Annotated in this window: 22 protein-coding genes; 13 read left to right on the forward strand and 9 right to left on the reverse strand. The window is 69.7% G+C overall.

Annotated elements, in window-relative coordinates:
- Positions 1 to 2: 2 nt before the first annotated feature.
- The 4 genes from ACZK4S_RS12035 (at position 3) to ACZK4S_RS12050 (ending at position 6,489) form a co-directional block, all read left to right on the forward strand.
- Positions 3 to 917, forward strand: coding sequence for a carbohydrate ABC transporter permease (locus ACZK4S_RS12035; RefSeq protein ID WP_463644419.1), 915 nt, complete (start codon positions 3 to 5; stop codon positions 915 to 917).
- A complete protein-coding gene (locus tag ACZK4S_RS12040; protein ID WP_245244035.1) occupies positions 914 to 1,723 on the forward strand; it encodes a carbohydrate ABC transporter permease in 810 nt (269 codons plus the stop codon). Before ACZK4S_RS12035 ends, ACZK4S_RS12040 begins: the two co-directional genes overlap by 4 nt.
- Positions 1,720 to 2,886 (forward strand): carbohydrate kinase family protein, encoded by a 1,167-nt coding sequence (locus ACZK4S_RS12045; protein ID WP_463644420.1) that lies wholly within the window; start codon positions 1,720 to 1,722, stop codon positions 2,884 to 2,886. The genes ACZK4S_RS12040 and ACZK4S_RS12045 overlap by 4 nt, the downstream gene beginning before the upstream one ends.
- 117 nt (positions 2,887 to 3,003) lie before the next feature.
- Positions 3,004 to 6,489 carry a PIG-L family deacetylase gene (locus ACZK4S_RS12050; protein ID WP_463644421.1) on the forward strand — a complete coding sequence of 1,162 codons (3,486 nt, stop codon included), beginning with the start codon at positions 3,004 to 3,006 and terminating at the stop codon, positions 6,487 to 6,489.
- A gap of 54 nt (positions 6,490 to 6,543) precedes the next feature.
- Here the strand turns inward: ACZK4S_RS12050 and ACZK4S_RS12055 are convergent, their stop codons facing one another.
- The 7 genes from ACZK4S_RS12055 to ACZK4S_RS12085 form a co-directional block, all read right to left on the reverse strand.
- On the reverse strand, positions 6,544 to 9,234 hold the full coding sequence (locus ACZK4S_RS12055) for a LysM peptidoglycan-binding domain-containing protein (protein ID WP_463644422.1): 2,691 nt from the start codon (positions 9,232 to 9,234) through the stop codon (positions 6,544 to 6,546).
- 1 nt (position 9,235) lies between these two features.
- Complete coding sequence (locus ACZK4S_RS12060; RefSeq protein ID WP_076061546.1) at positions 9,236 to 9,418, reverse strand: hypothetical protein; 183 nt, start codon at positions 9,416 to 9,418, stop codon at positions 9,236 to 9,238.
- A gap of 111 nt (positions 9,419 to 9,529) precedes the next feature.
- Positions 9,530 to 10,405 (reverse strand): type II secretion system F family protein, encoded by an 876-nt coding sequence (locus ACZK4S_RS12065; RefSeq protein WP_463644423.1) that lies wholly within the window; start codon positions 10,403 to 10,405, stop codon positions 9,530 to 9,532.
- The gene (locus ACZK4S_RS12070; RefSeq protein ID WP_158069059.1) at positions 10,402 to 11,067 is read right to left on the reverse strand and encodes a type II secretion system F family protein; all 666 of its coding nucleotides are present in this window, start codon (positions 11,065 to 11,067) and stop codon (positions 10,402 to 10,404) included. The genes ACZK4S_RS12065 and ACZK4S_RS12070 overlap by 4 nt, the downstream gene beginning before the upstream one ends.
- A gap of 185 nt (positions 11,068 to 11,252) precedes the next feature.
- Positions 11,253 to 12,704 (reverse strand): TadA family conjugal transfer-associated ATPase, encoded by a 1,452-nt coding sequence (locus ACZK4S_RS12075; protein ID WP_463644424.1) that lies wholly within the window; start codon positions 12,702 to 12,704, stop codon positions 11,253 to 11,255.
- Positions 12,701 to 13,501, reverse strand: a complete 801-nt coding sequence (locus ACZK4S_RS12080) for a P-loop NTPase family protein (RefSeq protein ID WP_076061537.1) — start codon at positions 13,499 to 13,501, stop codon at positions 12,701 to 12,703. Before ACZK4S_RS12080 ends, ACZK4S_RS12075 begins: the two co-directional genes overlap by 4 nt.
- Positions 13,501 to 14,145, reverse strand: coding sequence for an SAF domain-containing protein (locus ACZK4S_RS12085; protein ID WP_076061535.1), 645 nt, complete (start codon positions 14,143 to 14,145; stop codon positions 13,501 to 13,503). Before ACZK4S_RS12085 ends, ACZK4S_RS12080 begins: the two co-directional genes overlap by 1 nt.
- Before the next feature lie 205 nt (positions 14,146 to 14,350).
- On the opposite strand from ACZK4S_RS12085, the gene ACZK4S_RS12090 reads away from it, so the two are divergent.
- Both ACZK4S_RS12090 and ACZK4S_RS12095 read left to right on the forward strand, forming a co-directional pair.
- On the forward strand, positions 14,351 to 15,184 hold the full coding sequence (locus ACZK4S_RS12090) for a hypothetical protein (RefSeq protein WP_076061533.1): 834 nt from the start codon (positions 14,351 to 14,353) through the stop codon (positions 15,182 to 15,184).
- A 10-nt stretch (positions 15,185 to 15,194) separates the two neighbouring features.
- Positions 15,195 to 16,256 (forward strand): NAD(P)-dependent alcohol dehydrogenase, encoded by a 1,062-nt coding sequence (locus tag ACZK4S_RS12095; RefSeq protein WP_463644425.1) that lies wholly within the window; start codon positions 15,195 to 15,197, stop codon positions 16,254 to 16,256.
- Positions 16,257 to 16,292: 36 nt separating this feature from the next.
- On the opposite strand, the gene rocD is transcribed toward ACZK4S_RS12095, so the two are convergent.
- On the reverse strand, positions 16,293 to 18,407 hold the full coding sequence (gene rocD, locus ACZK4S_RS12100; RefSeq protein WP_463644426.1) for an ornithine--oxo-acid transaminase: 2,115 nt from the start codon (positions 18,405 to 18,407) through the stop codon (positions 16,293 to 16,295).
- A 191-nt stretch (positions 18,408 to 18,598) separates the two neighbouring features.
- Between rocD and ACZK4S_RS12105 the strand changes: the two genes are divergently transcribed.
- Complete coding sequence (locus tag ACZK4S_RS12105) at positions 18,599 to 19,042, forward strand: SRPBCC family protein (RefSeq protein ID WP_463644427.1); 444 nt, start codon at positions 18,599 to 18,601, stop codon at positions 19,040 to 19,042.
- A gap of 23 nt (positions 19,043 to 19,065) precedes the next feature.
- A complete protein-coding gene (locus ACZK4S_RS12110; protein ID WP_463644428.1) occupies positions 19,066 to 20,385 on the forward strand; it encodes an MFS transporter in 1,320 nt (439 codons plus the stop codon).
- A 16-nt stretch (positions 20,386 to 20,401) separates the two neighbouring features.
- Here ACZK4S_RS12110 and ACZK4S_RS12115 read toward each other — a convergent pair whose 3' ends face one another.
- Positions 20,402 to 21,382 (reverse strand): ribose-phosphate diphosphokinase, encoded by a 981-nt coding sequence (locus tag ACZK4S_RS12115; RefSeq protein ID WP_463644429.1) that lies wholly within the window; start codon positions 21,380 to 21,382, stop codon positions 20,402 to 20,404.
- Positions 21,383 to 21,584: 202 nt separating this feature from the next.
- Here ACZK4S_RS12115 and ACZK4S_RS12120 point away from each other — a divergent pair, with 202 nt between their 5' ends.
- The 5 genes from ACZK4S_RS12120 to ACZK4S_RS12140 are packed head-to-tail and all read left to right on the forward strand — an operon-like array spanning position 21,585 to position 26,769.
- Entirely contained in the window at positions 21,585 to 22,772 is a 1,188-nt protein-coding gene (locus ACZK4S_RS12120) for an ABC transporter substrate-binding protein (RefSeq protein ID WP_459396468.1), read from the forward strand.
- Positions 22,772 to 23,659 carry an ABC transporter permease gene (locus ACZK4S_RS12125; protein ID WP_463644430.1) on the forward strand — a complete coding sequence of 296 codons (888 nt, stop codon included), beginning with the start codon at positions 22,772 to 22,774 and terminating at the stop codon, positions 23,657 to 23,659. The genes ACZK4S_RS12120 and ACZK4S_RS12125 overlap by 1 nt, the downstream gene beginning before the upstream one ends.
- Positions 23,656 to 24,474, forward strand: a complete 819-nt coding sequence (locus ACZK4S_RS12130) for an ABC transporter permease (RefSeq protein WP_076061606.1) — start codon at positions 23,656 to 23,658, stop codon at positions 24,472 to 24,474. The genes ACZK4S_RS12125 and ACZK4S_RS12130 overlap by 4 nt, the downstream gene beginning before the upstream one ends.
- Positions 24,471 to 25,541: an ABC transporter ATP-binding protein gene (locus tag ACZK4S_RS12135; protein WP_463644431.1), complete on the forward strand. Its 1,071-nt coding sequence runs from the start codon at positions 24,471 to 24,473 to the stop codon at positions 25,539 to 25,541. Before ACZK4S_RS12130 ends, ACZK4S_RS12135 begins: the two co-directional genes overlap by 4 nt.
- A gap of 49 nt (positions 25,542 to 25,590) precedes the next feature.
- Positions 25,591 to 26,769, forward strand: coding sequence for a TIGR04053 family radical SAM/SPASM domain-containing protein (locus tag ACZK4S_RS12140; protein WP_463644432.1), 1,179 nt, complete (start codon positions 25,591 to 25,593; stop codon positions 26,767 to 26,769).
- The last annotated feature ends 211 nt before the right edge of the window (positions 26,770 to 26,980 follow it).

Below are 26,980 nucleotides of genomic sequence, written 5' to 3' on the forward strand. Positions count from 1 at the left end.
CCATGGCAGGACGAGGTAGGCGGGGGAAGGGCAACCCGTCCGCGGTGATCCGCGGGCGGGCGACGCCCTATCTGTTCCTGCTGCCCGCCTTCCTCGTCTACGCCGCCTTCCTGCTCTATCCGCTGCTGAGGGCCGGCCAGTTCTCGCTGTACGACTGGCCGGGCTTCGGCCCCTCCACGTTCGTGGGGCTGGGTAACTACGCAGACCTGCTCGGCGACCGTCGCTTCCTCGCCGCCATCAGCCACGCGCTGGTCCTGATCTTCTTCTACTCGATCCTGCCTCTGGTGGTGGGCCTCGTGCTCGCCGCAGTGCTGCGGCGCGGCCAGGTCCGTGGCCTCGGGTTCTTCCGCGTCGTGATCTTCATGCCTCAGGTGATAGCGCTGGTCGTGGTGGCCGTCGCCTGGTACCAGATCTATTCGCCGCGCGGCCTGCTCAACGCGGTGCTTGAGCTCGTCGGGCTGGGCGATTTCGCGCGCGGCTGGCTGGGCGACCCGGACTTCGCGCTGCCCGCCGTCGGCATGATCGGCTTCTGGTTGTCCACCGGCCTGGTCATGCTGCTGCTCCTGGCCGGCATGAGCCGGATCCCCAACGACCTCTTTGAGGCGGCCCGCCTCGACGGCGCCGGCCCGGTGCGCGAGTTCTTCGCCATCACGCTGCCCAGCGTCCGCGCCGAGATCACCACCGCCCTCGTGCTCACCATCATCGCCGCGCTGAAGACGTTCGACCTGGTCTACGTCACCACCTCCGGCGGGCCCGGCACGGCGACGACGGTGCCCAGCTACGAGGTCTACAACCGCGCGTTCAACCTCAAGCAGGTGGGCTCGGCGTCGGCCGTCGCGATCGTGCTGACGCTGCTGGTGTTCATCATCAACGTGTTCGTGTCGCGCATCGGTGAAGAGAAGGAGGTGCGACGGTGAAGGTCTCGGCCGGCGAGAAGCTGATGAACTACCTCATCCTCAGCCTCTTCGCGCTCTTCGCGCTGTTCCCCATCATCACCATCCTCCTCACCTCGCTGCGCCCGCAGATCGGCGTCGTGGGAGGAGCGTTCCACTGGGAGAACTTCGTCACGGCGTGGGAGCTGGGCCGCTTCGGCACGGCGCTGACCAACTCGCTGCTGGTGGCGCTCCTCGTGGTGAGTGTGGCGCTGGTCCTGTCGATCCTGGCCGGCTACGCGTTCGGCACGATGCAGTTCCGCGGGTCCACGGTGCTGTTCTACCTGTTCCTCCTGGGCCTGATGGTGCCAGCCGAGGCCATCGTCATCCCGCTGTTCTTCGACCTGCGCAACCTGGGCCTCACGGACACGATCTGGGCGATCGCCGCGCCGCAGATCGCGCAGTCGGTGGCCTTCGGCACGTTCTGGATGCGCGCCCAGTTCCGCGCCCTGCCCCGCAACCTCATCGAGGCGGCCGCCATCGACGGCACCTCCGGCATGGCCGCGCTGTGGCGCATCATCGTGCCACCGTCGCTGCCGTCCATCGCGACGGTGGCCGTGCTGATGTTCATGTGGACCTGGAACGAGTTCCTCATCCCGCTGATCATGAGCCCCGGCGGGCAGTGGCGCACCGCGCCGCTCGGCCTGGCCATCTTCAAGGGCCAGTACACCTCTGATCACGCGCTGCTCGCCGCTGCGGGCGTGATCATCGCGGCACCCATCATCCTGGTGTTCCTGCTGCTCCAGCGCTACTTCATCAGCGGCATGCTGGAAGGAGCGTCGAAGGAATGAACCAGCATCAGCACCAGGAACCCGTCTGCTACGACTGCTGGGACTGGGATCCGCTCGCGGACCTGCGCTCCGACGACGACCCGCCGCTGGACGTGGTGACCACCGGCCCGCTCTTCTTCGACCTGATCTTCACCGGCCTCCCCCGGCTCCCGGAGCCCGGCGAGGAACTGTTCAGCACCGGCATGGGCTCGTGCCCGGGCGGCATCGCGAACCTGTCGACGGCGACGGCCCGGCTGGGCCTGCGCACCGGTCTGGTCGCCGGCTTCGGCGACGACGCCTACGCCGACTGGATGTGGGACACGCTGGCCAACCAGGAGCACATCGACCTGTCCTGCTCGCGGCGCTTCCAGAACTTCCACTCGGCCATCACCGTGTCCATGGCCTTCAGGGGCGACCGCGGCATGGTCACCCACGAACACGTCCTCCCCGAACCCCTCGACGACCTTCTGCTCACCGCCCCCGCCGCTCGCGCCGCCGCCGTCGACCTGAAGCGGCCCGGCCTCTGGTGGGACAAGCTGCGCCACGACAACACGCTGATGTTCGCCGACGTCGGCTTCGACGAGACGGGGCGTTGGGACAAGGCGCACCTCGCGCCGCTCAGCCAGTGCCACGCCTTCACCCCCAACGCCGTGGAGGCGATGGGCTACACGCGCACGGACCGGCCGAGCCACGCCGTCCGGGCGCTCGCCAACCTCGTGCCGCTGGCGGTGGTGACCGACGGCGTGCGGGGCTCGTACGCCATCGACAACACGACGGGGGAGGAGGCCTACTGCCCCAGTGTCGCCGTCGACGCCATCGACCCGACGGGGGCCGGTGACGTGTTCGCCGCCGCCATCATCCTGGGCACCATCTCCGGCTGGAGCCTGGAGCAGCGGCTGCAGTTCGCCTCGCTCAGCTCATCGCTGGCGGTGCGGCAGTTCGGCGGCTCGCTGGCCGCTCCCGGCTGGGGCGACCTTGCCGACTGGTGGCGCAACCTCGAGAAGCTCCGCGAGGAGGGCGACCTCCGCGCGGCACACATCGGCCGGGAATACGCGTTCCTGGCGGACCTCATCCCCACCCACCAGGTGCACGGGGTGCGCCGGGCCCAGGGCACGTTCGCCCTGGCCTCAGATGCGGACTCGCCCCTCGCGCGCCCGGTTCCGGGTGCCGAGCCCCGGAGCTGACAGCCCTTTTCAATCAACTTCGCGCAGACCCTCGCAAATGCACACAGGTCGTGCCTAGTATGACCATCATCCTCATCCAACTAGGGCAACGCCGTCGTTGCCATTGGAGGTTCCCTGATGAGACGCAAGTTGCTGGCCCTGTTCGGCGCATTGGCCGTCGGCTTCGGTCTACAAGTCCCAGCGTGGGCGCAGGACGTGGAGCTCGCCGTGGGCGAGCCGTCCGTGACCACCGAGGTCAATCCCAACAAGATCGATGTGCTCGGCATCTGGGCCCATCCCGATGATGACGCCGGTTTCACCACCCCCTGTGGCGTCTGGACTGACCGCTACGACGTCAAGTGCGGCGTCGTCATGCTCACGCGTGGTGAGGGCGGCTCGAACTCGGTCGGCGACGAGGCCGGCCCGGATCTCGGCCTGCGCCGCGAGAACGAGGACCGCACCTCCTTCTACCGCTCGGGCGTGTACGACATCTACAACATCGACGCAGTGGACTTCTGGTACAACACCAGCGCCGCCCTCACCGAGGACGTCTGGGGCTCCGAGCGCATCCAGCGCCAGGTGGTGCACATCATCCGCCAGACGCAGCCTGAGATCCTCATGGGCTTCGCGCCCAGCCCCGCAGGTCACGGACACCACCAGTACGCCGGCCGCGTGAACTGGGAGGCGGCCCAGATGGCCGCGGATCCCACCGCGTTCCCGGAGCAGCTCACCGGTCCTGACGCGGTGGAACCGTGGCAGGTCAAGGTGACCACCTCCGGCGGTGCCACGAACGGTACGGGTGGGGTGCTCGGACCCGAATGCAATGCGGGCTTCGTGCCTGCGGACAACAACCAGTTCACCGTCGTGGGGACGTGGACGGGCTACGAGTCCCCCTACGCGTGGCTCGAAGGCAATGTGCAGGAACAGGAGCCCGGCACGCTCATGACGTGGGCGCAGGTGGGCCGCGAGGGTAACCGTGGCCATCCCACCCAGGCCCGCACCAAGCACACCGGCATCTTCGAGCCGTTCTGTCAGCGCTACGGCATCTCCCGGTCGATCGTGCCGTTCCAGCCCAATGGCACCGCCGCGAACGCCCGCGACGACGCCCTCCTGTTCGGCAGTGTGATCGCGGATCCGGGCGGCATGCCGCTGGGGTCGACGTACACGATCGACGTGGGCGACTACTTCCAGGCGCCCGGCGTGCCGTTCGACGTGACCGTCACCGCGCAGTCGGGTGAGGGCACGATCGCCGCCGGCGACGTCACCCTCGGGCTGCCCGAAGGCTGGACCGTCACCGGTGACACGGAACTCGGCCCCATCAGCGCCGACGCCGAATCCAGCGTGACGCTCACAGTGACGCCGGCCGACGACGCCGCACTGGCCCGCTACAAGATCGAGGCCCGCTTCAGCAACGGTTCCGTGACCGCGTACAACGACACCCGCGTGCAGCTCGTCGGAGGCGTCGAGGGCCAGTTCGAGCGGTGGGGCAACTTCGCCTCCTACGAAGCGTGGGCCGACGAATTCTCCCGGGTGTCCGGCCGCTCCGCGGCCGAGCGCCAGATCGGCGCGGGCGAGTCGGTGACGATCCCCGTGATCGTCAGCAACCGCACCACCGTGCCCCAGAGCGGCAACGTCTCGGTCACCGTCCCGGCCGGGTTCACCGTCGACCAGGCCACCCAGCCCTACACGGCGCTGGCCGCCGGCGCCCAGACGACCGTCGACTTCGTCGTCACGCACACTGACCCGGCAGATCCGGGCGGACGGATCGCGGAGGTGCCGATCGTGACGACGGCCACCGCGCTCGGCTCGACCAGCACCGAGACGCTGCGGCTGTACGTGGTGCCCACCACGGTCATCCCGGAGGCTGAGGTGGCGCCCGTGGTGGACGGTGTCGCCGATGACTTCTACGGCGCCCCGCTCGACATCGGCCGCCGCTGGGAGGGGGCGGCGTGTGATCCCGACGGCACCGACTGTGGCGCGGGCAGCACCGTGAGGCTCGCCTGGCACGGTGACGCCCTCTACGCCCAGGCATTCGTGGTGGACAACATCGCCGGCGCCGCCGCCACGCCTGAGCGCTGCTTCGGCCACTGGCTGGTGGATTCGGTGGAGGTGCTCCTCGACCCGCTCGGCGGGTCGCGCGACACGTCGACGACGTTCAAGACCGGCATCATGCCGTTCACGGACGACGCCTCGGGTGCCGCGGGTCAGGGCCCCAACGGGCCGTGCTGGAGCCGCGACGCCGACAACCACCAGGGCTTCTCGTCCGGTCCGCTGGCCGCCACCGTTGAGGGCGGGCCCAACTCGCCCGGCCAGGAAGTGGCGGTCGACTTCGACCTCAACGAGGACGGCACCTACGTCGACGGCGGGTTCACCGTCGAGGTGAAGATCCCGCTGGAGAACCTGCCTGCGGCAGTGGTGACCAGCACCGCCCCCACGGGCGCCCAGGCGACCAACGTGGTGGACCCGGATTACCTGGGCCTCAACGTGACGCCGTACGACTCCGACGTGGCTACCTTCATCGGCAAGACGCGCACGGCGTGGTCGCCGTTCGGAAGCCAGCAGTCCGAGCCGTACCGCTGGGGCCACGCCTACCTTGAGGGCTACACGGCGCCTGAGGGTCGTTCGACCACTCCGGACACGCCGCAGATCCCTGATCAGGCGTTGCTCGGCGTCGAGTCGCCTCAGACCATCTACCAGTCCGCCGCCCGCGGCGTGACCATCGCGGGTCTGAACGCGAGCCGTGCGCTCACCGTGCAGGACGTCTCGTTCGACGACGACGGTGCCACCATCTCCGTGGCCAGCGCCAAGGCCGGCACGCTGCGTGCCTTCGCCTGGAACGGCAACCCCGCCGCCATCCCGGTCTGGGTGTCCAGCTGTGAGGGCGACGAGTGGGGCTTCTCCACCTGTGACCTCGCCACCGACACCGCGGCCGCGCCGTGGGGCGATGACATGGGTGGGCGTCTGCTCGGCTCCGTCGAGAAGGCCATCGGCACAGGTGCCTCCACCGTCCGTCTGGCGTTGGACGCAGCAGACCTGGAGACGCTGATGGGCGAGGACGGCACCATCCTGATCTCGTTCCAGGAGAGTGCCACCAGCGCGGTCAACGCCTGGGCCTACCCGGTAGTGCTGCGCGAGGTGGAGCCGACGAAGCCGCCGGTCACGCCGCCCGTCACGTCGCCCGGTAAGCCGGACTTCGTGCGCACCCCTCCCTACACGCTGCCGGGTTACCACGACCTCAACGGCCGCAAGTGGGAGACCACATGTGAGCTGTACTCGCAGACCGAGCGTTGCTGGACCTACATCTGGGCCACGACGATCAAGGTGGAGGACGGCAAGTTCGTGCGCACCACGGGCTGGGCGTTCAACAACCTCACCTACCTGCCGTACATGACCCGCGCCGACTGGGCGAAGAACCCGCTGGGGTTCACGGGGGCATGGACCGCGACCGACGGCCGCATGTGGCGCACCGAGTGCGACACGGCTGCCACCGGCCGGGGCGGCTGCCGCTCCTACGCGAAGGTGACGGTGTACCAGGCGCATGCGAAGCCCACCGGCGGGTACACGTTCACCCAGAGCAATGAGTGGGTGTTCAACAACATCGTGCTGTTCAAGGAGCGCGTCTGACCCCTGAGCGGTTGATGTGAAGCGGGGCGGGTGGCGGTTGCCACCCGCCCCTCCTCATTCGGACAGGGCCCGCCGGGCCGGCGTCTGCATCGCGTCCTGGACCCGGAGGGCGAGTGCCGGCTCCAGGTCACGGGCGTCGGCCCGCAACGCCCGGTTGAGCCGGACGACGGCGTGCTCAGCGTCGGTCTGACGACCCGCCCTGACGAGGGCCTCGATCTCCCGCACGGCGAGCGCATCATCTGAGGGCGAGCCGAGCCGACCCCGGGCGATGGCCCACATGGCGGTCTCGAGGTCTCCCTGGTTGAGCGAGCGGTCCGCGAGGACGCAGGCGGCGTCGACGATCGTCGCGATCATGTCCGCGCGCAGTTGCTGGGCCCATTGCCACTGGAACCCGAAGGTGCCGAGCGGCTCGCCGCGCACCAGGGTGAGGGCGTCCCGGAGGGCGTGGCTGCCCGCCATGTTCACGCCGCCGCTGAGCAGGGCGACGAACTGCTCCCAGTCTGACGTGACGCGTTCGTCGAGCGCGATCCTGCCGGTGTACGCGTCCGGCAGGTAGGGCTGGCCGGACGGGTCTGCCCCCAGCCAGGTGCGCAGGCGGCTCATGTTCGAGCGGCGGGTGGCATCCGCCACCTGGAGGTCGCGCAGCATCCGGGTGGGCGTGGCACCGGGGTTCTGCAGCAGCCAGGCGCAGTACTCCATGCATTGCCCCAGCGCGCGGGTGGGTGCGGTACCGGTGGTCCCGCCCAGTTCCACCGGCCCGAGGAGGGAGAGCACGGGATGGGGCGGCGAGCTGAGCATGGTGGTCATGGGTCGCTCCTCGGGGCGGTCCAGCCGGGGGAGGGGGAGAACGTTGGGAGGGAGGTCGTCGTCGCCCCTCCACCAGGGCGCGGGCTCCGTGTCGAGCCGGCCGGTGGTGGCGAACAGCTCGACGAGCGCCCGGCGGGCGGGAGCGGTGACGAGCTGAGGGGTGAAGCCACGGCCCCGGAACAGGCCCTGCTGCGGGCTGACGAGCACCCGGGAGAACGGGAGCGGGGATGGCCCCGCCGTCGGCGCCACCACTGAGACGCCCACCTCGCCCAGCGCGAGGGCATCGCCCACCGCGTCGAGGTGGGCAGGCTCTAGGCGCTCCAGGAAGACGACGACGGTGGGCGCGAAGGCATCGCGTAGGTTGTCGTCTGCGCGCATGGCAGCCAGCGTGCCTTGGCGCATCGCGAGTCGGCGCTCGGAACAAAGACGTGCCAACCGGTGCAGCCCCGCGGGGATGCCGCTCTCACCGCTGACGCGGGGGTCGTCGAGGGCCCGCACCCAGTCGTCACCGCCCACCACGACCAGCGACACGCTGCTGGCCGACGGGTTGCAGGACAGTTCCGTCACGACTGCGCCCAGTGCAGGCACGGCCCCGTCGCCGTCGAAGAGGACGGCCCGCTCGGCCTCGAGGTTCACCTGGACGGCTTCCTCACCGTCCCAACCGAGCACCACGGCGGTGGGCCCGGAATCAGGGGCCGCGACGTCCGTCGTCTCAGATCTGTGCGCCAACGCCGTCCAGAACTGCGAGACCTGCCGGGGCACGGGGATCAGGCGACGGCCCAGCGCCCGGGCGAGCACCTGCGCCCGACGCCGCGTTGCCACGCCCAGCAGCACGGAACTGGCCAACGCCGCGCCCACGGGTTCGAGCATCCCCGAGAAGTCCTCGGCTGATCCGGTGTCCTGATCGTCGGCGTCCGCAGCTGCGTCTGTCTCTGTGGCCTCCTGGCCAGCCGCGGCAGCGGGATCCTGAGGGTGCTCCGGTTGCGCCGCGTCGATGGGGTACCCCCGGCCGAAGGCTTCAGCAACCGCCTCCTCGGGGGACCCCGGTGGGGACGCGGTGGGCGACTCGGCCTGCTCGACGGTGGGGGGAGTCGTCGGCTCGGCGACTGCCTCGGGGGCCGGTTCTGCGACGGGAGCGACGGCGCCTGCAGCGCCCTCAGGTAGGCGGAGTTCCCACCCCACCTCGATCAGGTCCGGGTCTGCCACCGTGTCTGCGTTGGCCCGGTGCAGCTCGGGCCAGCGGCTGGGATCTCCCAGTTCGGCGCCCGCGATGTGCCAGAGGGTGTCGCCCTCCTGAACCAGCACGGTGTGCGCAGGCTTCGCGGCGTCGTCGGGCAGCGTGAGGATGTCGCCCGGGTGGAGACGCGAGACATCCGAGACGCCCTCGTTCAGCGCCACGATCTCCCGCCAGCGCTCTCCCGAACCCAGTTCGAGCTCTGCGATGGCCCAGAGTTCGTCACCTGGCTGCACCGTATAGCTACGCCCGGCTGGGGCGGTCGACGAGGCGGCGGGCGCCGTCGCGTCCATCCCCGCGGCGGCAGGAGCGCGTGGTGGCTCCGCGACAAGTGGGGTGGTGCCACCGTCCGCCATGGCCAGGGTGGGGGAGGCGACCGCCGCCATCACGAGGGCGCCCACGGCCGGACGCAGCCAGCCGGTGCCCGGCAGCGTCACGCGGATCCGCTGCCTGCTGAGCACCGCGATCAGTTCCAGCAGCACCGTGAGCGCCACGACCGCCCACGCGGCCCAGGCCACGACGCTGAAGAGCCCGAGGATGAGCCGGGAATCTGCCCCCAGGGTGAGGGCCGCGACCCAGTCGACCCCCAGCAGGTGCGTGGCGTCGGTGAACCGGTACAGGAACCACGGCACGCCGACGAGCAGCGCGCCCAGGGCGAGGATCGCCGAGCCCGCCGAGGCCAGTCGGATGCCGAGAGTCCTCACGTCAGCCCGGCAGGTTGTCGGTCACGTAGGCGGTGATGACCGTGATGATGATGACGGCGATGCCGGCCGCTCCCGCGAGCAGGATGGCGTTCTCGGTGCTCTGGCTGAGGCCACGCTCGTCGCGACGCGGGGCCGGAACGAGGGCGCGGACGATGAGTTCTACGGTCTGGTGGATTGCTGACATGGTTCCTCCTCAAAGGACACTCTGGTTGATCGGGAGCTCGGTACACCTGTTATCCACAGGTCTGGCAGGAAAGTCGGAAAAGTTGTCCACAGGGGGAGGAAAGGCTTGACATCAACCCCCGATCAGGGTGAGGAGCGCCGGGGCGACCAGGGCGACGCCGAGCAGGAGCGCGGGGATGGTCATCCAGAGGGTCATCGCCTCGCTGGCCTCCTGCGCCTTCGCCTTCTGCTGGCTGAGGTGCGCGTCGCGAAGTTCGCGCACGCGGGCGCGGAGGGCGTCGGCGACACCGGCGCCCTGCTCCTCGAGTTGCATGACGTCGCTGAAGTCGGCCAGTTCCGGAATGCCCCACTCCGCCGCGATGCGCCGAAGCTCCGGCCACGGTTGCACCTGCTCCATCCGCGCCCGCTCGAGCCCGGCGGAGATCCGCCTGAACAGCGCGGCGTCGGAGATGGCGGCCGCGTTCGCCGCAGCCTGCGCGGCCGAGGCATTGGCGAGGCGTTCCAGCACCGCCAGGTCGAAGAACGTGTGGATCCCGTCGACCGCTGAGCGCTTCTGCTCCTCGGAGCCGGAGCGCAGCCGGAGATCCGCGATGAAGGAGCCGGCGGTCGCTCCGGCCAGCGCCACCAGGAAAGGAGTGAGGCCTACCGGGCGCCCCATCGCGAACTGCAGCCCGCCCCAGAGGGCGGGGAGGAAGAATCCAGTGACCGTCCAGACGAGCTTCTCCACGAAGAAGTCGCCGACGGTGCGGTCCTGCATGAGCAGCAGCCGCTGCTGCCGGGCAGTGAGGGGCAGCCGGAGCCGGCGGTGGAGGCGCTCACCCCAGTTGTCGAGTCCGGCGGAGCCGGCTGTTTCGGGCGAGGTGTGCCGCCTGTCGAGCAGCGCCAGCGCGTCGTCCAGCCGGACGGGGGCAGCGAGCGCCCCTCGGACCACCAGCAACGCCCCGAGACCTGGCACCATGCCGAAGGCGATGGCCAGTCCCATTATCACGTCTGGCTCCTCAGGAAGCGCGGCGCCATGGGCGGCACGGTCTGGCGCCGCAGCACCACGAGGCAGCCCAGATAGGCGCAGGCCAGGGTGACGGCGAGCAACTGCCCCAGCGGGGAGCGGTAGGGCGCGAAGAACTCGCCGTTGAAGAGCAGCGCCGCGCCCAGTACGGCCAGGGTGATGTAGGTCACCTGCCGGACCACCGCCCTCGGTTTCGCACGCTCGGCCGCCACTTCGCGCAGCGCGCGGAGCCGGTCTTGGCTGGTGTCCGAGAGTGCGGCGAGGGTGGCACGGGCACCGGCCCCGCCGCGGCCTGCGGCGATCACCAGGGCGGCGACCACCGCGTCGGCATCCGCTGAGCGGAGCTCGTCGGCGAGGGCGAAGAGCGCGTCACGCATCGTCCAGCGCTGATCGAGGCGCACGCACAGGCGGACGACCGGTCCGGCCAAAACCGGCGGCACCTGTTGCCTGGTGGCGAAGATGGCATCGCGGATGGACTTGCCCGAGGAGAGCGCGGTGGCGAGCAGCCTGACCCACCTGTCCAGAGCTGCGATCACCTCGATCTCCCGGTTGGGTGGCGCCATGAGGAGCAGCGGCACGATGATCGCCGCACCGGGCACCAGCAGCAGGGCGGGCAACCATCCGGTGATGACGGTCGCCAGCACGCCGGCGCCGAGGGCGCCCCCGAACCACGCTCTGCGTCGGGGTGTGAGGCTTGTCCACCACCGCCTGAGGGTTGTCCACAGGCCTGTGGATGAACTTGTGGACAGAGGGTGGTGGGTGCGGCGCAGGCCGGCCACCAGCACCGTGAAGCCCAACCCGACCGCGCACCCCAGGGCTGCGGCCACCATCACCCCCATAACGACGCCCCGTCGAACTCCGCGAGCTCCGCGGACATGGCGGCCTCCGGCTGGAACCACTCCTGCTGGGAGGCGGTTGCGGCCCGGTAGACGAGGTGCGTCGCGGGTCGGCCGGCCTCGACGGATCCGGTGAGTTGGCGCACCTCGGAGACGAAGCGGCGACGCTGACCGCCGCGCCACGTGTCGTCGGTGAGTTGCACGTGCACGAGGAAGTCGATGTGGTGCGCGATCTGGTTCATGGCGTCCTCGATGCTGAGCACGCGTCCCTGCGCTACCCGCGCGGCCAGACGGTCGATGGTGGAGGTGGCCGAGTGGGAGTGCGTCGTGCTGAGCACTCCCGCGCCCGATTGAAGGGCCTCGAACATGGCGCCCGCCTCCGCGCCACGCACCTCTCCGACGACCAGACGGGTCAGGTTCTGCCGCAGCGCCTCGGGGATGAGGTCTGCGACGGTGTAGTCGCCGACCCCGACGCCGCCGGAGGTCTCGCCCATCCCCACCCTGGCCTGCAGGGCCAGGACGTTGCGCCGGTTGTGCAGCAGGTGGGTCAGGAGCTCGTAGTCCGTCTCGAGGGTGCCGAATCGTTCGTTGGGGTGGATGGCGGCGATCAATGCCCGCAGCAGGGTGGTCTTGCCCGCCCCCTGGTCGCCTGAGATCACCACGGACTTCCTGGCGAGCACCGCCGACTGCAGCAGCCTGGCGACGTGCGGCGGCAACATGCCGGTTTCGGCCAGGTCTGACAGCGTCACGTCGGTGAGCCGGTGCTGACGGATGACGACGCTCGGCCGGTACGACAGGCCGAAGCCGATCGCGTGCAACCGGAAGCGGCTCCCGAGGGCGAGGGTCATCGTCGGATGGAGGTCGTCGAAGGGGCGCGGCGGCGAGGCGGTCTCCCCCAGGAAGCGGATCGCGTCGACGAGCTCCTCGTCGGAATCCGCGACGGCGGGGTGGGCCACCCGCCTGCCGTCGCCGTACTGGATCATCACCGAGTCGCAGCCGTGGATCTCGATGTTCTCGGCGTCCGGGATCTCGAAGAGCGGTTGGAGCCGCCCGTACCCGAAGATGGCGCTCTCCACGGCGTCGGCGTAGCGCGTCTCGAGTTCCATGGGCCACAGCGCCTCGCCGGAGTCGCCGAGTGCCTGGGCGTGAGCGTGGACCACGCGCCGGATGACGGAGCGGCCCTGGACGCGCCTGTCGGCCTCAGGCATGGGCTGGCCGTGGCCGGTGAGCCATTCCGAACCGGCGAGGGAAATCGCCTCGGCCGCCTCCCGTCGGAGTGTCACCACCAGCTGCCAGTCCACGGTCGACGGCGGCCCAGGCATGCGCGGCGGCGTGGCGGGCGAGCTGGCAGCCCGCGCGGCACGCGTCGGCAGCATGGGCCCGGCCGGGGAGGCGCCGAGCCGGCCGAGCGCTCCCGACAACGGTGGGAGTTCGTGCACGCTCATCTGATTCCTCCGCTCACCAGCGTCGCTGCCTGCCGCGCCCGGCTGAGTCGCTCTGAGACTGCCTTCGCGTCCGCCCTCAACCGGCCCATGAACGATCCTTCGAAGAACCGGCGCGGCTCGCGCTCGCCATCACTGAGGACGTCGGCGGACTTCTGCTCCCACGGCACCTCGGCCCAGACCGGCACGGCGAACTGGGCCGCGATCTCCGAGGCCGAGTACGGCCGCCCGCCGCCCACCACCACCAGCCCCACGGCGGGCTGCCGTGAAAGCGCCGCCACCTGATCATTCAGCGTGGGCAGGTGGATCCGCGCTCCCGCCAAGGAGCGAAGTGACGAACGGACGGTCACTAGCACCACGTCTGCGGCGCTGAGGAGACCCAGCGGCAGGCCGCTCGTCGAGAGGCGACCCGCGTCGATCAGCACGTCGACGCCCTGACCGTCGAGCGACTCGAGTGCCTCGCCGAGGACCGGCCACACGTGCTCGAAGAGCCGGGACGCGCCAGGGGACGTGAACCCGGGGAGGAACCGCCGCTGCACGTCGCCGCCGTCGACGAGGGGGAGGGTCTGGCGCCACAGCTCTGGGGCCAACGGGCTGCCCTCCCGGTTGAGGTGCGCGAGGCTCATGAGGCCCCGACCCCCGTGGTCCATGCCCCGCAGGTAACCGGCCTGCACCGACTGACCGGGCTCGCGGTCGCAGTCTGCCAGGAGCACGTGGCGCGGCCAGGTGAGCGCGAAGCCGAGCGACGTCGTCGTCACGCCGGGGGCGCCCGTGGCGGAGGTGAGGAGGATGACCGCCATCAGCCCTCCGTCGTCACGACGAGGGCCACCTGATCCGCTGCCGACAGCCTGGCGACGGTGTCGGCCTCCCCGTCTGCCACCTGGACGTCGAGTGCGTAGCTGGCGCCGTCGTCGAGCAGTTGCGGACGGGTGGCCACCAGAGCATCGACGGCGGTGTCGGCGCCGTCGAGCAGCCCGACCAGGCGCACCGTGGTGCCGGGCGGCAGGTCGCTGGCCGGCAGCTTGCCGAGCGCCAACCGCAGGCCCACGAGGGTCTGTCCTGCGGGGAGTGGTTCCTCGCCCACATGGCGACGCAGGGGGAAGGACCCCTGAGGCAGATCTGTGCGCGCGACCTGCCCGACGAGGGACTCCAGCGATTCGGCACCCTCCGCCGCGACTGCCAGCGAACCGGGCACTTCGAGCACCATGAGGTCGTCGCGGTCCACCACGTCGCCCCTGGCCACGTCGACCGCCATGGCCACGACGGCCCGTTGGTCCGCGTTCATCGTGTAGAGCAGCGCGGCGCCTATGCCACCCAGCGTCACGAGCAGCACGCCCAGCGCGATGAGCTTCGGGCTGCGCCGGGCTCGGAGTTGGACCGCCTCGGGCCGCGGCGCCGAGGGCGGTGTCAGGTCTGGTTTCGTCGGTCTGTCCGTGTTGAGCATTGGCCCCCTCCTGCGAACGCGAATCTAGGCCGCGAAGGGGTCACTTCCTGCACTCAGCGCGAGGGCTGTGGATAACTCGGGCGGGCATCGGCAATCAGCCGCCGTGAGTGATAGCAACCGGTAGCATTGGCCCGGCTTGATTTCCTGAGAATTCTAAGGAACTCTTGTCCTGTCGGAATCGACGAAGATCATCGGGAGACAACACGTGCGCAAACTGATCGCCTCGCTCGCAGCGCTGGCTGCTGTAGCGGTTGGCTCGATCGCCGCCACCACCGCGGATGCGCTCCCGATCGCCCCTGAGCCGGTCGTACCGGTCACCGGCATCCCCAGCCCCTGCGCCTCCACCTTCCCGTTCCCCGACGGCGCGTCCATCGAGGACATCCAGGCGCAGCTCGCCGCCAACTTCGGCTTCAAGCTGGCCGGCTCGCAGTGGACGGAGGCGCGCCGCCCGTCGATCAAGATCCTCTGGGAGACGCTCGACGCCATGGAGTGCACCTCCTACCGCAAAGACCTGCAGAGCAAGGTCACGGGCACCGTCGGCATCAACACCACCAACATCCGCGGCTACGCGTGGGGCGACTGGAGCCTCACCAGGAGCGGCTACGTCTCCCTGGATTTCGCCAAGTTCCAGCGCGCGCTGGATTCCGGTGACGAGGGACGCCTGACCCGCCTCGTCGCCCACGAGTTGGCCCACGTGCTCAACTCGGACCGCTACTCGGAGCCGGCCTACTGGACCGATTTCAAGAAGCTGTACGCCAAGGAAGGCCGCTTCTCGGAGTACGCCGGCAGCAAGGTCACCGAGGTCTGGGCAGACGTCATCGGCTACTACGTGGGCCGCTGCGCGCTCGACAACCCGTACGACACGGGCGAACACGACGCGTACTACGCCTACGCCAAGGACGTCATCTTCGGCGGCAAGGAATTCGGCCCGCCGCCGGGCGAGCCCATGAACTGCACCGTCCCGGACGCCAGCGCCGAGGCGCCCATGCCCGGGCCGGAGTCCGACGCCGAATGGCTCATCGGTTTGGGCGGCGAGTAACCTCGGGTTCATGCCTGAGGTCATCGCCTACGCCATCGACTCGCCCACCGGCCGGTACGAAAAGACCACCATCACCCGCCGGGAACCCGGCCCCACAGAGGTCTACTTCGAGATCGCCTACGCGGGCATCTGTCACTCCGACATCCACACCGCGCGCTCCGAATGGGGCGACACCATCTACCCGCTCGTCGCGGGTCACGAGATCGCAGGCGTGGTCACGAAGGTGGGCTCAGAGGTCACCAAGTTCGCCGTCGGAGACCGCGTCGGCGTGGGCTGCTTCGTGGACTCCTGCGGCGAATGCGAGATGTGCAGGGACGGCGAGGAGCAGTTCTGCACCGCGCCCGCCGGCCAGCGCACCGTCGGCACCTACAACGACCGCGGCCGCGACGGCGAACCCACCGCCGGCGGCTACTCGCAGGGCATCACCGTCGAGCAGGACTACCTCATGCGCGTGCCGGACGAGATGTCGCTCGAGCACGCGGCGCCGCTCATGTGCGCCGGCATCACCACCTACAGCCCGCTGAAGCACTGGGGCGCCGGCCCGGGCAAGCGGGTCGCCGTCATCGGCATGGGCGGGCTCGGCCACGTCGCCGTGCAGTTCGCCGCCAAGATGGGCGCAGACGTCACCGTGTTCGGGCGCACGCTCGCCAAGCGCGACGACGGGCTGAAGCTCGGCGCGTCGGATTATGTCTCCACCCAGGACCGCGACGCCATGAAGAAGATGCGCGCCTCCTTCGACATCGTGCTGTCGACCATCTCAGACGGCGTGGACCTCAACGTCCTCGTCGGCCTCACCAGGCCCCACGGTGTCGTCGTCAACGTCGGCCTCCCGTCGGACGGCAATGCCACCGTCGGCCTGGGCCGCCTCATCAGCGGCAACCGCGTCATCGCCGGCTCCAACATCGGCGGCATCCGCGAGACCCAGGAGATGCTCGACTTCTGCGCCGACTACGACGTCCGGCCCATCATCGAGGTGATCCCGGCCAACCAGATCAACGAGGCCTACGACAACGTGGTGGCCTCGAAGGTGCGCTACCGCTACGTGATCGACGCCTCGACGCTGGCAGACTGACCCGACACCCCCACCCGTGCTGCCGCCCGAGCGGCGTCACGAGCGGGGCGTCGACTCCTCCAACACCAGGCGGAGTTGCTCCAGCGCCCAGTCGATCTCCGTCTCGCCTATCACCAGCGGCGGCGCGATGCGGATGGTCTGCCCGTGCGTGTCCTTGACGAGGACGCCGCGCGCCATCAGCTTCTCGCTGATCTCGCGCCCGGTCCCGAGCGGGGGAGCAATGTCGACGCCCGCCCATAGGCCCGCCACGCGAATGGCCGTGACACCGTGCCCGAGCAGCCTCCCGAGCCCCAGGGCGAGATGCTCGCCGAGCCTGCGCGCACGCTCCTGGAACTCGCCGGTCTCCAGCATCTCCACCACGCGCAACCCCACCGCCGCCGCCAGCGGGTTGCCGCCGAAGGTGGAGCCGTGTTCCCCTGGCCGCAGCACGCCGAGCACCGCGCGGTCCCCGACGACGGCGGAGACGGGCAGGATGCCTCCACCGAGCGCCTTGCCCAGCAGGTAGAGATCGGGCGCGACGCCCTCCCGGTCGCAGGCGAAGGTCTCGCCGACGCGGCCCAGACCCGCCTGGATCTCGTCGGCGATGAACAGCACGTTGCGCTCGTCGCAGAGCTCGCGGACCCGCCGCAGGTAGCCCCGGGGCGGGATGATCACGCCCGCCTCACCCTGGATCGGCTCGATGAGCACCGCCGCGGTCTCCTCCGTGATGGCGGCGGCGATGGCGTCGGCGTCCCCGTAGGGCACCTCGTCGAAACCGGGCGTGAACGGGCCGAAGTCGTTGTGCGCCACCGGGTCGTCGCTGAAGCTGATGATGGTGGTGGTGCGGCCGTGGAAGTTGCCCGCGGCCACGATGATGCGCGCCTTGTCCGCGGGGATGCCCTTGACGCGGTAACCCCAGGCGCGGGCCACCTTGATGCCGGTCTCGACGGCCTCGGCGCCGGTGTTCATGGGCAGCACCATGTCCTTGCCGCAGAGCCTCGCGAGCGCCTCGGCGAACGGCTCGAGGCGGTCGGTCATGAAGGCGCGGCTGGTGAGCGTGACCCGCTCGAGCTGGCGGGTGGCGGCGTCGACGAGCGCCGGATGGAGGTGGCCGAAGTTCACCGCTGAGTAGGCGGCGAGGAGGTCGAGGTAGCGCTTCCCGTCCACGTCGGTGACCCAGACGCCCTCGGCGGACGCGATGGTCACCGGCAGCGGGTGGTAGTTGTGCGCGACGTGCGCCTCCGCGCCTCCGGGACGTGGGCCCGCCGTCGCCACCTGGCTGCCGCGCAGTTCCAGGGTGCAGCACTTGATGCCGCCGCCCCCGAGCAGCAGCTCGGACAGGTCGAGCGGGATGGGGTTGTAGCCGCGTGCGCGCAGCTGCTTCGCGAAGTCCTCGGCCCCGGGCGCGATGACGACGTTGTAGCCGTCGCTCACGCAGTTCAGCCCGAACACGGCGCCGTCCTCGTCCGACACGCGGATGGCGTCGGGGTAGCGGTCCTCGAGGATGGCGCGGCTGGCCGCGTCGAAGGCCCCGGGCAGGTACGCGATGGTGGCCCTGGCCGGCGCGCCGTGCTCCGTGCCCTGGACGGGGTCGAGCACGGCGATGGCGGTGTCCAGATGGTAGTAGCGCGCGTCGATGAGGTTCAGCGAGACCACGTCGCGGCCGAAGATGGCCGCCACCTCGCGGTGGCTGTCGTCCGTGGAGCGGAACCCGGTGCCGGCCAGGATGGTGTTGCCGACGAGGAGGAAATCTCCCTCGCCCTCGTTGACCTCCGCCGGCTCCACGGTGTCGAAGCCGTGGGTGCGGAACCACTCGGCGAACGCCGGGGCCTCCCCGGCCCGCTCCTCGAAGAGGCACTTCGGCAGGTAGGCACGGCCGTCGATGAGGAAACCGCCGTTGGCCGTGTAGACCATGTCGGGATAGCCGGGGACCGGTTCGATCAGCTCTACCTCGTGGCCCAGGCTCAGATACAGGTCGTGCAGCTTCTGCCACTGCTCGATGGCGCGGGCCGTGTCGGTGGGCCTGCCCGGCTCCATCCAGGGATTGATCGCGTAGGTGACCGTGAAATGCTCCGGCCGGCACATCAGGTAGCGACGATGGTGCGCGGTGCGTCGCTCGATGGCGCGGATGGGGGTGGGGGCAGGGGCTGGGGCCGTTTCCGTCGTGGACATGATGCTCCTCGGGAATAGACGAGGCGGACGCTGTCCCAGGGCCCGGCGGAACTTCCACCCGCCGCCCATCAGGGCGGGCGGGGAAGATGCGACACGGGCACGCCAATTTCATTCTGGCATCCGTCCCTGCGGTTTACCAGCCCTTCTCCGGCGTCGCGGTGAGCCGGCCGCGACCTCGTAGGCTGGGGCCCATGAGCCGCTTCACGGTCACGCTGCACGCCGATTGTCCGCCTCCCGAGGCGCTCAGCCGTGTGCTCGATCTCCGTGCCCACAGCAGGCACATCCCCTTCACCACCTTGACCCCCGCGCCCTCGTTCGCCGAGCTGGAGACCGGTGTGCGGTTCGTCGCCCGCACCGCGATCGGGCCGTTCGGCTTCGACGACCCCATGGTCGTCGAACACCTCGACGCGGGTCCCGGCCGCTGCTCGGCCCGGCTGCGCAAGCAGGGGCGCGCCATCCGTGGGCTGATCCGGGTGGAGTGCCTGCCCGACGACGGCGGGGCCACCGTCATCTGGCGGCAGGCGGTGCACCTGCCGTGGTGGCCACGCAGGCTCCACTGGCTCGCCGTGCCGGTGCTGCGGGCCGGCTACCGCCGGGTCCTCCAGCGGTTGCTTTCCGAATCACCGGCTCCATAACAGACACGAGTAGGGTTCGTTTTGTGAGTACAAGCGGGTACGGCCGGGCGGCCTGGGTGGTGTGGGGCGTTGCCCTCCTCGCCTACGCGGTCGCCGTCATGCACCGCACCTCGCTCGGCGTGGCCGGGCTCGAGGCCGCCCAGCATTTCGGCACCACACCGGGCATCATCTCTACCTTCGTGGTGCTGCAGCTCGCGGTCTACGCGCTGGCCCAGGTACCCGTCGGGCTGCTGCTCGACCGGTACGGATCCCGCCTCGTGCTGACCGGCGGCATCCTGGTGATCGTCGGGGGCCAGATGGTGCTCGCGCTGGCCACCGAGCTGCCCCTGGCCTATGTCGCCCGGATCCTGCTGGGCGTCGGTGACGCCTGCATCTTCAACGGCATCCTCAAGCTCCTGCCACGCTGGTTCGAACCGCGCCGGATTCCGGTGCTCACCCAGATCACCGGCATGTTCGCCGGCTTCGGCCAGATCGCGTCGGTGGTCATCGTGCTGCCGATGATCCAGCTCCTCGGTTGGCGGCTGGGGCTCCTCATCGTGGCCGGCGCCAGCGCGCTGGCGGTGCTGGCGGTGATCGGGTGGGTGCGCAACGCTCCGCCGGGGGAGGACGCGGGCATCGTTGTCGACCCGCTGCGCGAGATCCCGGGGCGGATCGTCGACGTGACGCGGCATCCGGCGACGCAGCTCGGGTTCTGGGTGCACTTCACCTCCGGCTTCTCGATGAACGCCTTCCTCTTCATGTGGGGCATGCCGTACCTGATCGTCGCCCAAGGACTGTCGCAGCTCCAGGCGTCTGGGCTGTTCACGGTGCTGTCCGTCGCGGCGATGTTCGCGGGGCCTGTCATCGGCGCCCTCACCGCCCGGCATCCGCTGCGCCGCAGCACGCTGGCGCTCATCGTGGTGTGCTCGTTGATCGTGGTGTGGGCCGCGGTGCTGCTCTGGCCGGGGCGCGCCCCGGGGGCCCTGCTGTTCCTGCTGGTGCTGGTCCTCGCGGTGGGCGGGCCGGGCACCGGCATCGGCTTCGACTTCCCCCGCACGTCGTTGCCGACGACGCGGCTAGGGGCGGCCAACGGCATCGTCATCACCGGAGCGTTCACCGGCGGCACCCTGCTCATCCTGCTGATGGGCGTGTTCCTCGACTGGATCGCGGGCGGCAACGCCTACACGCCGGAGCACCTGCGCCTGGCGTGGGCGCTGCAGGCGCCGTTCTTCATCATCGGCATCGGCGGGATTCTGCTCAGCCGCCGGAAGCTCCGCACGCTGATGGAATCCCAGGGCGTCGTCGTGCCGACATGGCGTGAGGTGCTCGAGAGGCTGCGTCGCCGCCGGAGCTTGGGCAACTGACCCGCCACGGGGTCCGTCAGAAAAGACCCTCCGGCTGGGGCGGCGGGGCGTGCGACGGATCCACGTCGTTGAACAGCTTCGAGACGGAGCGACCGTTGTGGATCCGGTCGATGGCGCTGGCGAACAACTGGGCGACACTCAGGCACGTGAGGCCCGGGAAGTTCTCCGGTGCCGGCACCGTGTTGGTCGACACGATCTCCTTGATGGCATCCACGGCCAGCAGCTTCTCCACCGCGTTGCCCGTGAACAGCCCGTGCGTGCAGGCGACACTCACCTCCGCAGCGCCGAAGGCCTGCAGGGCGCGCACGATCTCCACGATCGAGCCGCCGGTGGCGATCTCGTCGTCGAGCACGATGGCGCGCTTGCCCCGGACGTCGCCGACGATGGCGTCGATGACCACCTGGTCGTCGGCCAGCCGCTGCTTCGAGCCCGCGGCGACGGGGAGATTGAGCAGCCGCGACAGGAGCGTGGCCTGCTTGGCGTTGCCCAGGTCCGGGGAGACGACGACGCAGTCAGTGAGATCCCGCTCGCGGTAGTGGTCGGCGATGACGCCCAACGCGGTGAGGTGGTCCACCGGCACCGAGAAGAAGCCGTGCACCTGCGGAGCGTGCAGGGCCATGGTCAGCACGCGGTCGACGCCCGCCGTCGCGAGCATGTCCGCCACCAGCTTGCCGCCGATGGAGATGCGCGAGGCGTCCTTCTTGTCGGACCGGGCGTAGGCGTAGTGGGGGATGACGGCGGTGATCTGACCGGCCGACGCGCCGCGGGCGGCGTCGATCATCAGGAGCAGCTCCATCAGGTGCTCCTGGGTGGGAGGCACGAGCGGCTGCACGATGTAGACGTCGCGTTGGCGGCAGTTTTCCAGCAACTGGGCCTGGAGGCAGTCGTTGCTGAAGCGGGAGATCTTGACGCCGGAGCGCCTCATCCCCAGGTGGTCACAGATCTCGTCGGCCAGCTCATGATGCGCCGACCCGGAGAACACGACGATGCCCTTCACCGGCCGCCCCTATCTTGTTGGACTGGCCTCAGCCTAGCGAGCCGCGCAGGATCCATGGCCAGCGGTTCACCGACCGGCCGGCGACAGCCATGTTTCCTGCTGTTCACCCGGCGTTCAGCCAGGACGTGCGCGCCGTTCAGGTCGGGGGCATAGCTTTCCACGGCGGTGGCCAGATGGCCGCCCCTGAAGAAAAGGAACGCTCATGCGTGCAATCCGTACCGCCGCTTTCGTCGGCCTGGCCGCGTTGGTGACGCTCACCGCCTGCGGCGCCGACACCACCCCGGCCGACGGCGAGAACGCCGCCGCCGCTGACGCCACGGCTGCCGGCGACGCCTGCGCCCCCGTCGACATCGAGGCCAAGGCCGCCGAGATCGACGCCGCCACCGCCACCTCCGCCGCCGACTTCGGTGGCCTCGACGGCCTCATCGCCGCCGCGAAGGCCGAGGGTCAGCTCAACACCATCGCCCTCCCGCACGACTGGGCCAACTACGGCCGCATCATCGACTGCTTCAAGAACACCTACGGCATCACCATCAACGAGCAGGCCCCCGACGCCTCCTCGAAGGAAGAGATCGCCGCCGCCGAGGCCAACAAGGGCACCGACAAGGCCCCGGACGTGTTCGACCTGGGCACCAACGTCGCCCTCTCGTCCACCGACCACTTCGCGCCCTACAAGGTGGAGAAGTTCGACGACATCCCCGCAGACCAGAAGGAGGAGACCGGCCTCTGGGTCTCCGACTACACCGGCGTCATGGTGGTGGGCTACAACAAGACCCTCTTCGGCGAGATCACCTCGCTCGACGAACTGACCGACGAGAAGTTCGCTGGCACCGTCGCCCTCAACGGCAAGCCCGCCGAGGCCGGCGCGGCCTTCAACGGCTTCCTGTTGGCGAACCTCGCCAACGGCGGCTCCATGGAGGACACCCAGCCCGGCATGGACTACTTCATCAAGCTCAACGAGGCAAAGACCCTCAACCTCACCGACGTGACCCCAGGCACCATCGAATCCGGTGAGCACGGCGTCGTCTTCGACTGGTCCTACAACATGGTGCCCGTCACCGAGAAGCTTGAGGCGCAGGGCGTCGAGTGGGCCACCTTCCTCCCGGAGGACATCACGCTGGGGTCCTACTACAAGCAGGCCATCAACGTCGACGCCCCCAACCCGGCCGCGGCGCGCCTGTGGCAGGAGTTCCTGTTCTCGGCCCCCGCGCAGAACCTCTGGGCCGAGGGCGGCGCCGTGCCGGTGCTGAACGTCCTCTTCGCCGACGAGTTCTCCGACGAGGCCAAGGCAGCGGCACCGCAGGTGGAGAGCCTCGTGTCGCCCACCTCCGAGCAGTCCGACGCCATCACCGCGTTCCTGCAGGAGAACTGGGACAAGACGATCTCCTGATGTTCCAGACGGCAGCGGGCGTGACAGCCCCCAGATCACGCGTCGCGCGGCAGGTCCGCGACGCGGCGGTGACCCTCCCCTTCTTCGGCTATCTCGTGATCTTCCTGTTCCTGCCCACGATCATCGTGATCATCGGCGCGTTCCGGAACCGGGCCGGGGAGTTCACCCTCGACGGCGTGGCCAAGCTGTTCACGCCCGCTACCGTCCAGATCTTCACCACCACCGCCTGGCTGGCGTTCGCGTCGGCCCTCATCGGGGCGGTCGTCGGCGGGGTCGCGGCCTATGCGCTGGCGACCGTGCCCACGACGTCGCCGCTGCACCGCGTCTACACCGCCGTCTCGTCGGTGCTGGCGCAGTTCGGCGGCGTCATGCTCGCATTCGCCTTCATCTCCGTGCTGGGCAAGAACGGCAACTTCACGCGGCTCATGGCGGGCTCGTTCGGGGTGACGCTCCCCGGCGACTTCCTCACCTCCATCCCGGGCCTCATCGTCGTGTACTGCTACTTCCAGATCCCGCTGATGATCATCGTGTTCCTGCCTGCTGTCGCCGGCCTGCGCCAGGAGTGGCGCGACGCCACCGAGAACCTGGGCGGCTCCGGCTGGACCTTCTGGACGCGCGTGGCGGGGCCCATCCTCGCGCCCAGCTTCCTCGGCAGTTTCCTGCTGCTGTTCGCCAACGCGTTCTCGGCCTACGCGACGGCAGCGGCGCTGATCTCGCAGAAGACGATCATCGTGCCGATGGCGATCGAGGGGGCCATCCGCAACGAGAACAACACCGACATGGATTCCTACGCCCAGGCGCTCGCCGCCGGCATGATCGTGGTGATCGCCGTGGTGATGGGCCTCTACGCCCTCCTGCAGAAGCGCACCGCGCGGTGGACCCGATGAGCCGGGCCGCCACGTCGGCGCGCAGGCGGGCCGTCTTCCGCTGGGTGGTCCTCGGTCTCGTCGGCCTGTTCCTGGCCTACCCGCTCTACGCGCTGTTCGAGTTCTCCATCCGTTTCCCACTGACGGGCGCCTACTCGTGGGACGCCTGGGGGCGTCTCATCGGGGCGGGCGACGCCGCACGCCTCGGCCCGCTCTACACCGGGCTGCAGAACTCGCTGGCCATCGCCGCCCTGACGCTGGTGATCATGTTCGTGCTGCTCCTGCCGACGATGGTGTGGGTGCGGCTGCGGCTGCCCAACCTGACGAGGGTCGTCGAGTTCGTCGTCCTGCTGCCGTTGACGCTGCCGGCCATCGTGCTGGTGGTGGGCCTCGTGCCGGTGTACCGCTTCATCGCCACGCGGGTGCTCGACACCCACGCCATCTGGCTGGCGTTCGCCTACGTCATCCTCGTGCTGCCGTTCGCCTACCGGGCGCTCGACTCCGGCCTCAGCGCCATCGACGTGCACACCCTCACTGCCGCCGCGCGCTCCATGGGCGCCTCCTGGCCGACGGTACTGCTGCGGGTGATCCTGCCCAACCTGAGCAACGCTGTGGCGTCGGCCGCGTTCATCTCGATCGCCGTCGTGCTGGGCGAGTTCACCATCGCCCGCATGCTCGCCCGCGAGAACCTCCAGACCGGCGTCATGCTGGTCAACCAGGCCGCGCCCCAGGTGGCGGCGGCCGTGTCCCTGCTCACTCTGCTGTTCGGCATCACGCTGCTGGTCGGGCTCAGCTACATCACGTCGCGCCAGCGCAAGAGGAAGGTCACATCATGAGCACGAACAGTTTCGCGGTGGGCGTCGAGATGCGCGGCCTGCGCCGCAGCTTCGGCGCAGTGAAGGCCCTGGACGACTTCGACCTGGACATCCGCCCCGGCGAACTCGTCGCGCTGCTGGGCCCCTCCGGCTGCGGCAAGACCACCGCGCTGCGCGTGCTCTCCGGCTTGGAGGACCTCGACTCCGGCGCCGTGTCGGTGGGCGGCCGCGACATCACCCAGACCCCGCCGAACAGGCGCAACATGGCGATGGTCTTCCAGAGCTACTCGTTGTTCCCCCACCTCACGGTCGCCGGCAACATCGACTTCGCCCTCTCCATGCGGAAGGTGCCCGGGCGGAAGCGCCAGGCCATCATCGACCACCACCTCGAGCTGGTGGGGCTCATCGCCCAGCGCAACCGCTTCCCGCACGAGATGTCAGGCGGCCAGCAGCAGCGGGTGGCGCTGGCCCGGGCGCTGGCCTCGAACCCGGACGTGCTGCTCCTCGACGAGCCCCTCTCAGCCCTCGACGCCAAGGTGCGCGTGCACTTGCGCGATGAGATCCGCCGGATCCAGCAGGAGCTCGGCACCACCACGCTGTTCGTCACCCACGACCAGGGCGAGGCCCTCGCCATGGCGGACCGGGTGGGCGTCATGCAGGCGGGCAGGCTGGAGCAGCTCACCTCGCCCCGCGAACTCTACGAGCGTCCCGCCACCGGTTTCGTGGCCCGCTTCATCGGCCAGACCAACGAACTGCTGGGGGTCGTTTCGGCCGGGAACGTGCTCGTGATGGACCAGTGGCTGCCTGCGCTCCCCGGCTCCATCACGGAGGGCCGCGGCACCGCGTTGGTGCGCCCCGAGCGGATCACCGTCACCCCCTGCGAGGACCGGGCCGACGGCGGGGAGGGCAGGATGGCCACGGTGCGGCAGTTGTCGTTCCAGGGTGACCACGCCGTCGTGCACCTGGCGATGGCGGAGTCGGACCACGAGATCACCGCCTTCGTGACCGCCCGCGAAACGGCGGCGCTGTCCGAGGGCACCGACGTGTTGGTGGGCCTCGACCCGGTGCCGGTTCTGGTGGCGGCCTGAGCTGCGACGAGGTCCCCGGCCACGTACTACTGCCTGTAGGATCGCGGTCATGTCCCAGCACCCGATGCACCACCCGCAGTCGAAGGGTGTGGTGCGTACCCTGCACCACGACGCCGGCGATCGACCCCACGTCCTGGTGTGGGAGGTCACCCGGGCGTGCCAGCTGGCGTGCCGGCACTGCCGTGCCGACGCGTTCACGCGGGCGGATCCGCGTCAGTTGACCACCGAGCAGGGCAAGGCGCTTCTCGACGACTTCGCCGGCTACGGCACCCCCAAGCCCATCGTCATCTTCTCCGGCGGCGATGCTTTCGAGCGCCCGGACCTCGAGGAGCTCATCGCCTACGGCACCTCCATCGGGCTGCCCATCGCGCTGTCGCCGTCGGTCACCCCGCTGTTGACCGACGAGCGGCTCGCCTCGGTCCGCGAGGCCGGGGTGAAGGCGTTCTCGCTGTCGCTCGACGGCGCCACGGCAGAGACGCACGACTCGTTCCGCGGCATCGACGGCACGTTCGACGACACCATGAAGGCCGCGGAACTCGTGGTCAAGCACGGGTTCCGGTTCCAGGTGAACACCACCATCTGCCGCAACAACCTGCGGGAACTGCCGCAATTGCTCGCCACCACCATGAGCATGAAGGCGCACATGTGGTACGTGCTGTTCCTCGTGCCGATGGGGCGCGGCTCCAACCTCGAACCGCTCGACCCGGAGGAGATGGAGGACGTGCTGCACTGGCTGCACGACGTCTCGGACCGGGTCGCCGTCAAGGTCACCGAGGCGCCCAATTACCGTCGGGTCGCCATCCAGCGCGACGACCTCCGCGCAGCGGGCCAGCCCATGCCTGAGCGCGGTGAGCTGCACGCGTGGTTGACGGAGGAGACCGAGCGGCTGCTGGGCAGCGTCGTCGAACGCCGCCCGCCGCGGCCGCCGATCGGGGTCAACAGTGGCCGGGGGTTCGCGTTCGTGGACCACATCGGCGACGTCTACCCGTCAGGCTTCCTGCCCCACAAGTGCGGCTCGGTGAAGGAGCAGTCGTTCCGCGAGATCTACGCGGAGGCGCCGATGATGAAGGCGCTGCGGGAGCCGTCGTCGTACTCCGGCAAGTGCGGAGTGTGCGAGTTCAACTGGATCTGCGGGGGTAGCCGCGCGCGGGCCCACGCCATGCTGGGCGACCCGCTGGCGTCGGACCCCACCTGCATCTACCAGCCTGCGGGTGCGTCAGCCATCTAGGGGAGCGTCACCATGGGCGCCCACCCCAACCATCCGGGACAGCAAGCGTTTAGCCGTGGGCAACGGGGCGCCCTTCGCGGTAGGTCGGGCGTTGGGGGTGCCCGCCGATGAGGGCCTCACCCCGGACGGCATCTCCGGCGGGTGGGGTCCCACATGGGCGAGAAGGGCGCCCCGTTGACCGCGGCGATCCGGGCTCAGGGGAAAGCGTGTG

It is taken from the genome of Tessaracoccus zhenghani, from assembly GCF_055326325.1.

Excerpts from the sequence above, each read along its gene's own strand:
- ACZK4S_RS12035 (WP_463644419.1), top strand. The coding sequence starts at position 3 with ATGGCAGGACGAGGTAGGCGGGGGAAGGGCAACCCGTCCGCGGTGATC.
- ACZK4S_RS12060 (WP_076061546.1), bottom strand. The coding sequence starts at position 9,418 with ATGTCAGCAATCCACCAGACCGTAGAACTCATCGTCCGCGCCCTCGTT.
- ACZK4S_RS12080 (WP_076061537.1), bottom strand. The coding sequence starts at position 13,501 with ATGGCGGTCATCCTCCTCACCTCCGCCACGGGCGCCCCCGGCGTGACG.
- ACZK4S_RS12085 (WP_076061535.1), bottom strand. The coding sequence starts at position 14,145 with ATGCTCAACACGGACAGACCGACGAAACCAGACCTGACACCGCCCTCG.
- ACZK4S_RS12045 (WP_463644420.1), top strand. The coding sequence starts at position 1,720 with ATGAACCAGCATCAGCACCAGGAACCCGTCTGCTACGACTGCTGGGAC.
- ACZK4S_RS12050 (WP_463644421.1), top strand. The coding sequence starts at position 3,004 with ATGAGACGCAAGTTGCTGGCCCTGTTCGGCGCATTGGCCGTCGGCTTC.
- ACZK4S_RS12095 (WP_463644425.1), top strand. The coding sequence starts at position 15,195 with ATGCCTGAGGTCATCGCCTACGCCATCGACTCGCCCACCGGCCGGTAC.
- ACZK4S_RS12140 (WP_463644432.1), top strand. The coding sequence starts at position 25,591 with ATGTCCCAGCACCCGATGCACCACCCGCAGTCGAAGGGTGTGGTGCGT.
- ACZK4S_RS12125 (WP_463644430.1), top strand. The coding sequence starts at position 22,772 with ATGTTCCAGACGGCAGCGGGCGTGACAGCCCCCAGATCACGCGTCGCG.
- ACZK4S_RS12075 (WP_463644424.1), bottom strand. The coding sequence starts at position 12,704 with ATGAGCGTGCACGAACTCCCACCGTTGTCGGGAGCGCTCGGCCGGCTC.
- ACZK4S_RS12130 (WP_076061606.1), top strand. The coding sequence starts at position 23,656 with ATGAGCCGGGCCGCCACGTCGGCGCGCAGGCGGGCCGTCTTCCGCTGG.
- ACZK4S_RS12135 (WP_463644431.1), top strand. The coding sequence starts at position 24,471 with ATGAGCACGAACAGTTTCGCGGTGGGCGTCGAGATGCGCGGCCTGCGC.
- ACZK4S_RS12105 (WP_463644427.1), top strand. The coding sequence starts at position 18,599 with ATGAGCCGCTTCACGGTCACGCTGCACGCCGATTGTCCGCCTCCCGAG.
- rocD (WP_463644426.1), bottom strand. The coding sequence starts at position 18,407 with ATGTCCACGACGGAAACGGCCCCAGCCCCTGCCCCCACCCCCATCCGC.
- ACZK4S_RS12120 (WP_459396468.1), top strand. The coding sequence starts at position 21,585 with ATGCGTGCAATCCGTACCGCCGCTTTCGTCGGCCTGGCCGCGTTGGTG.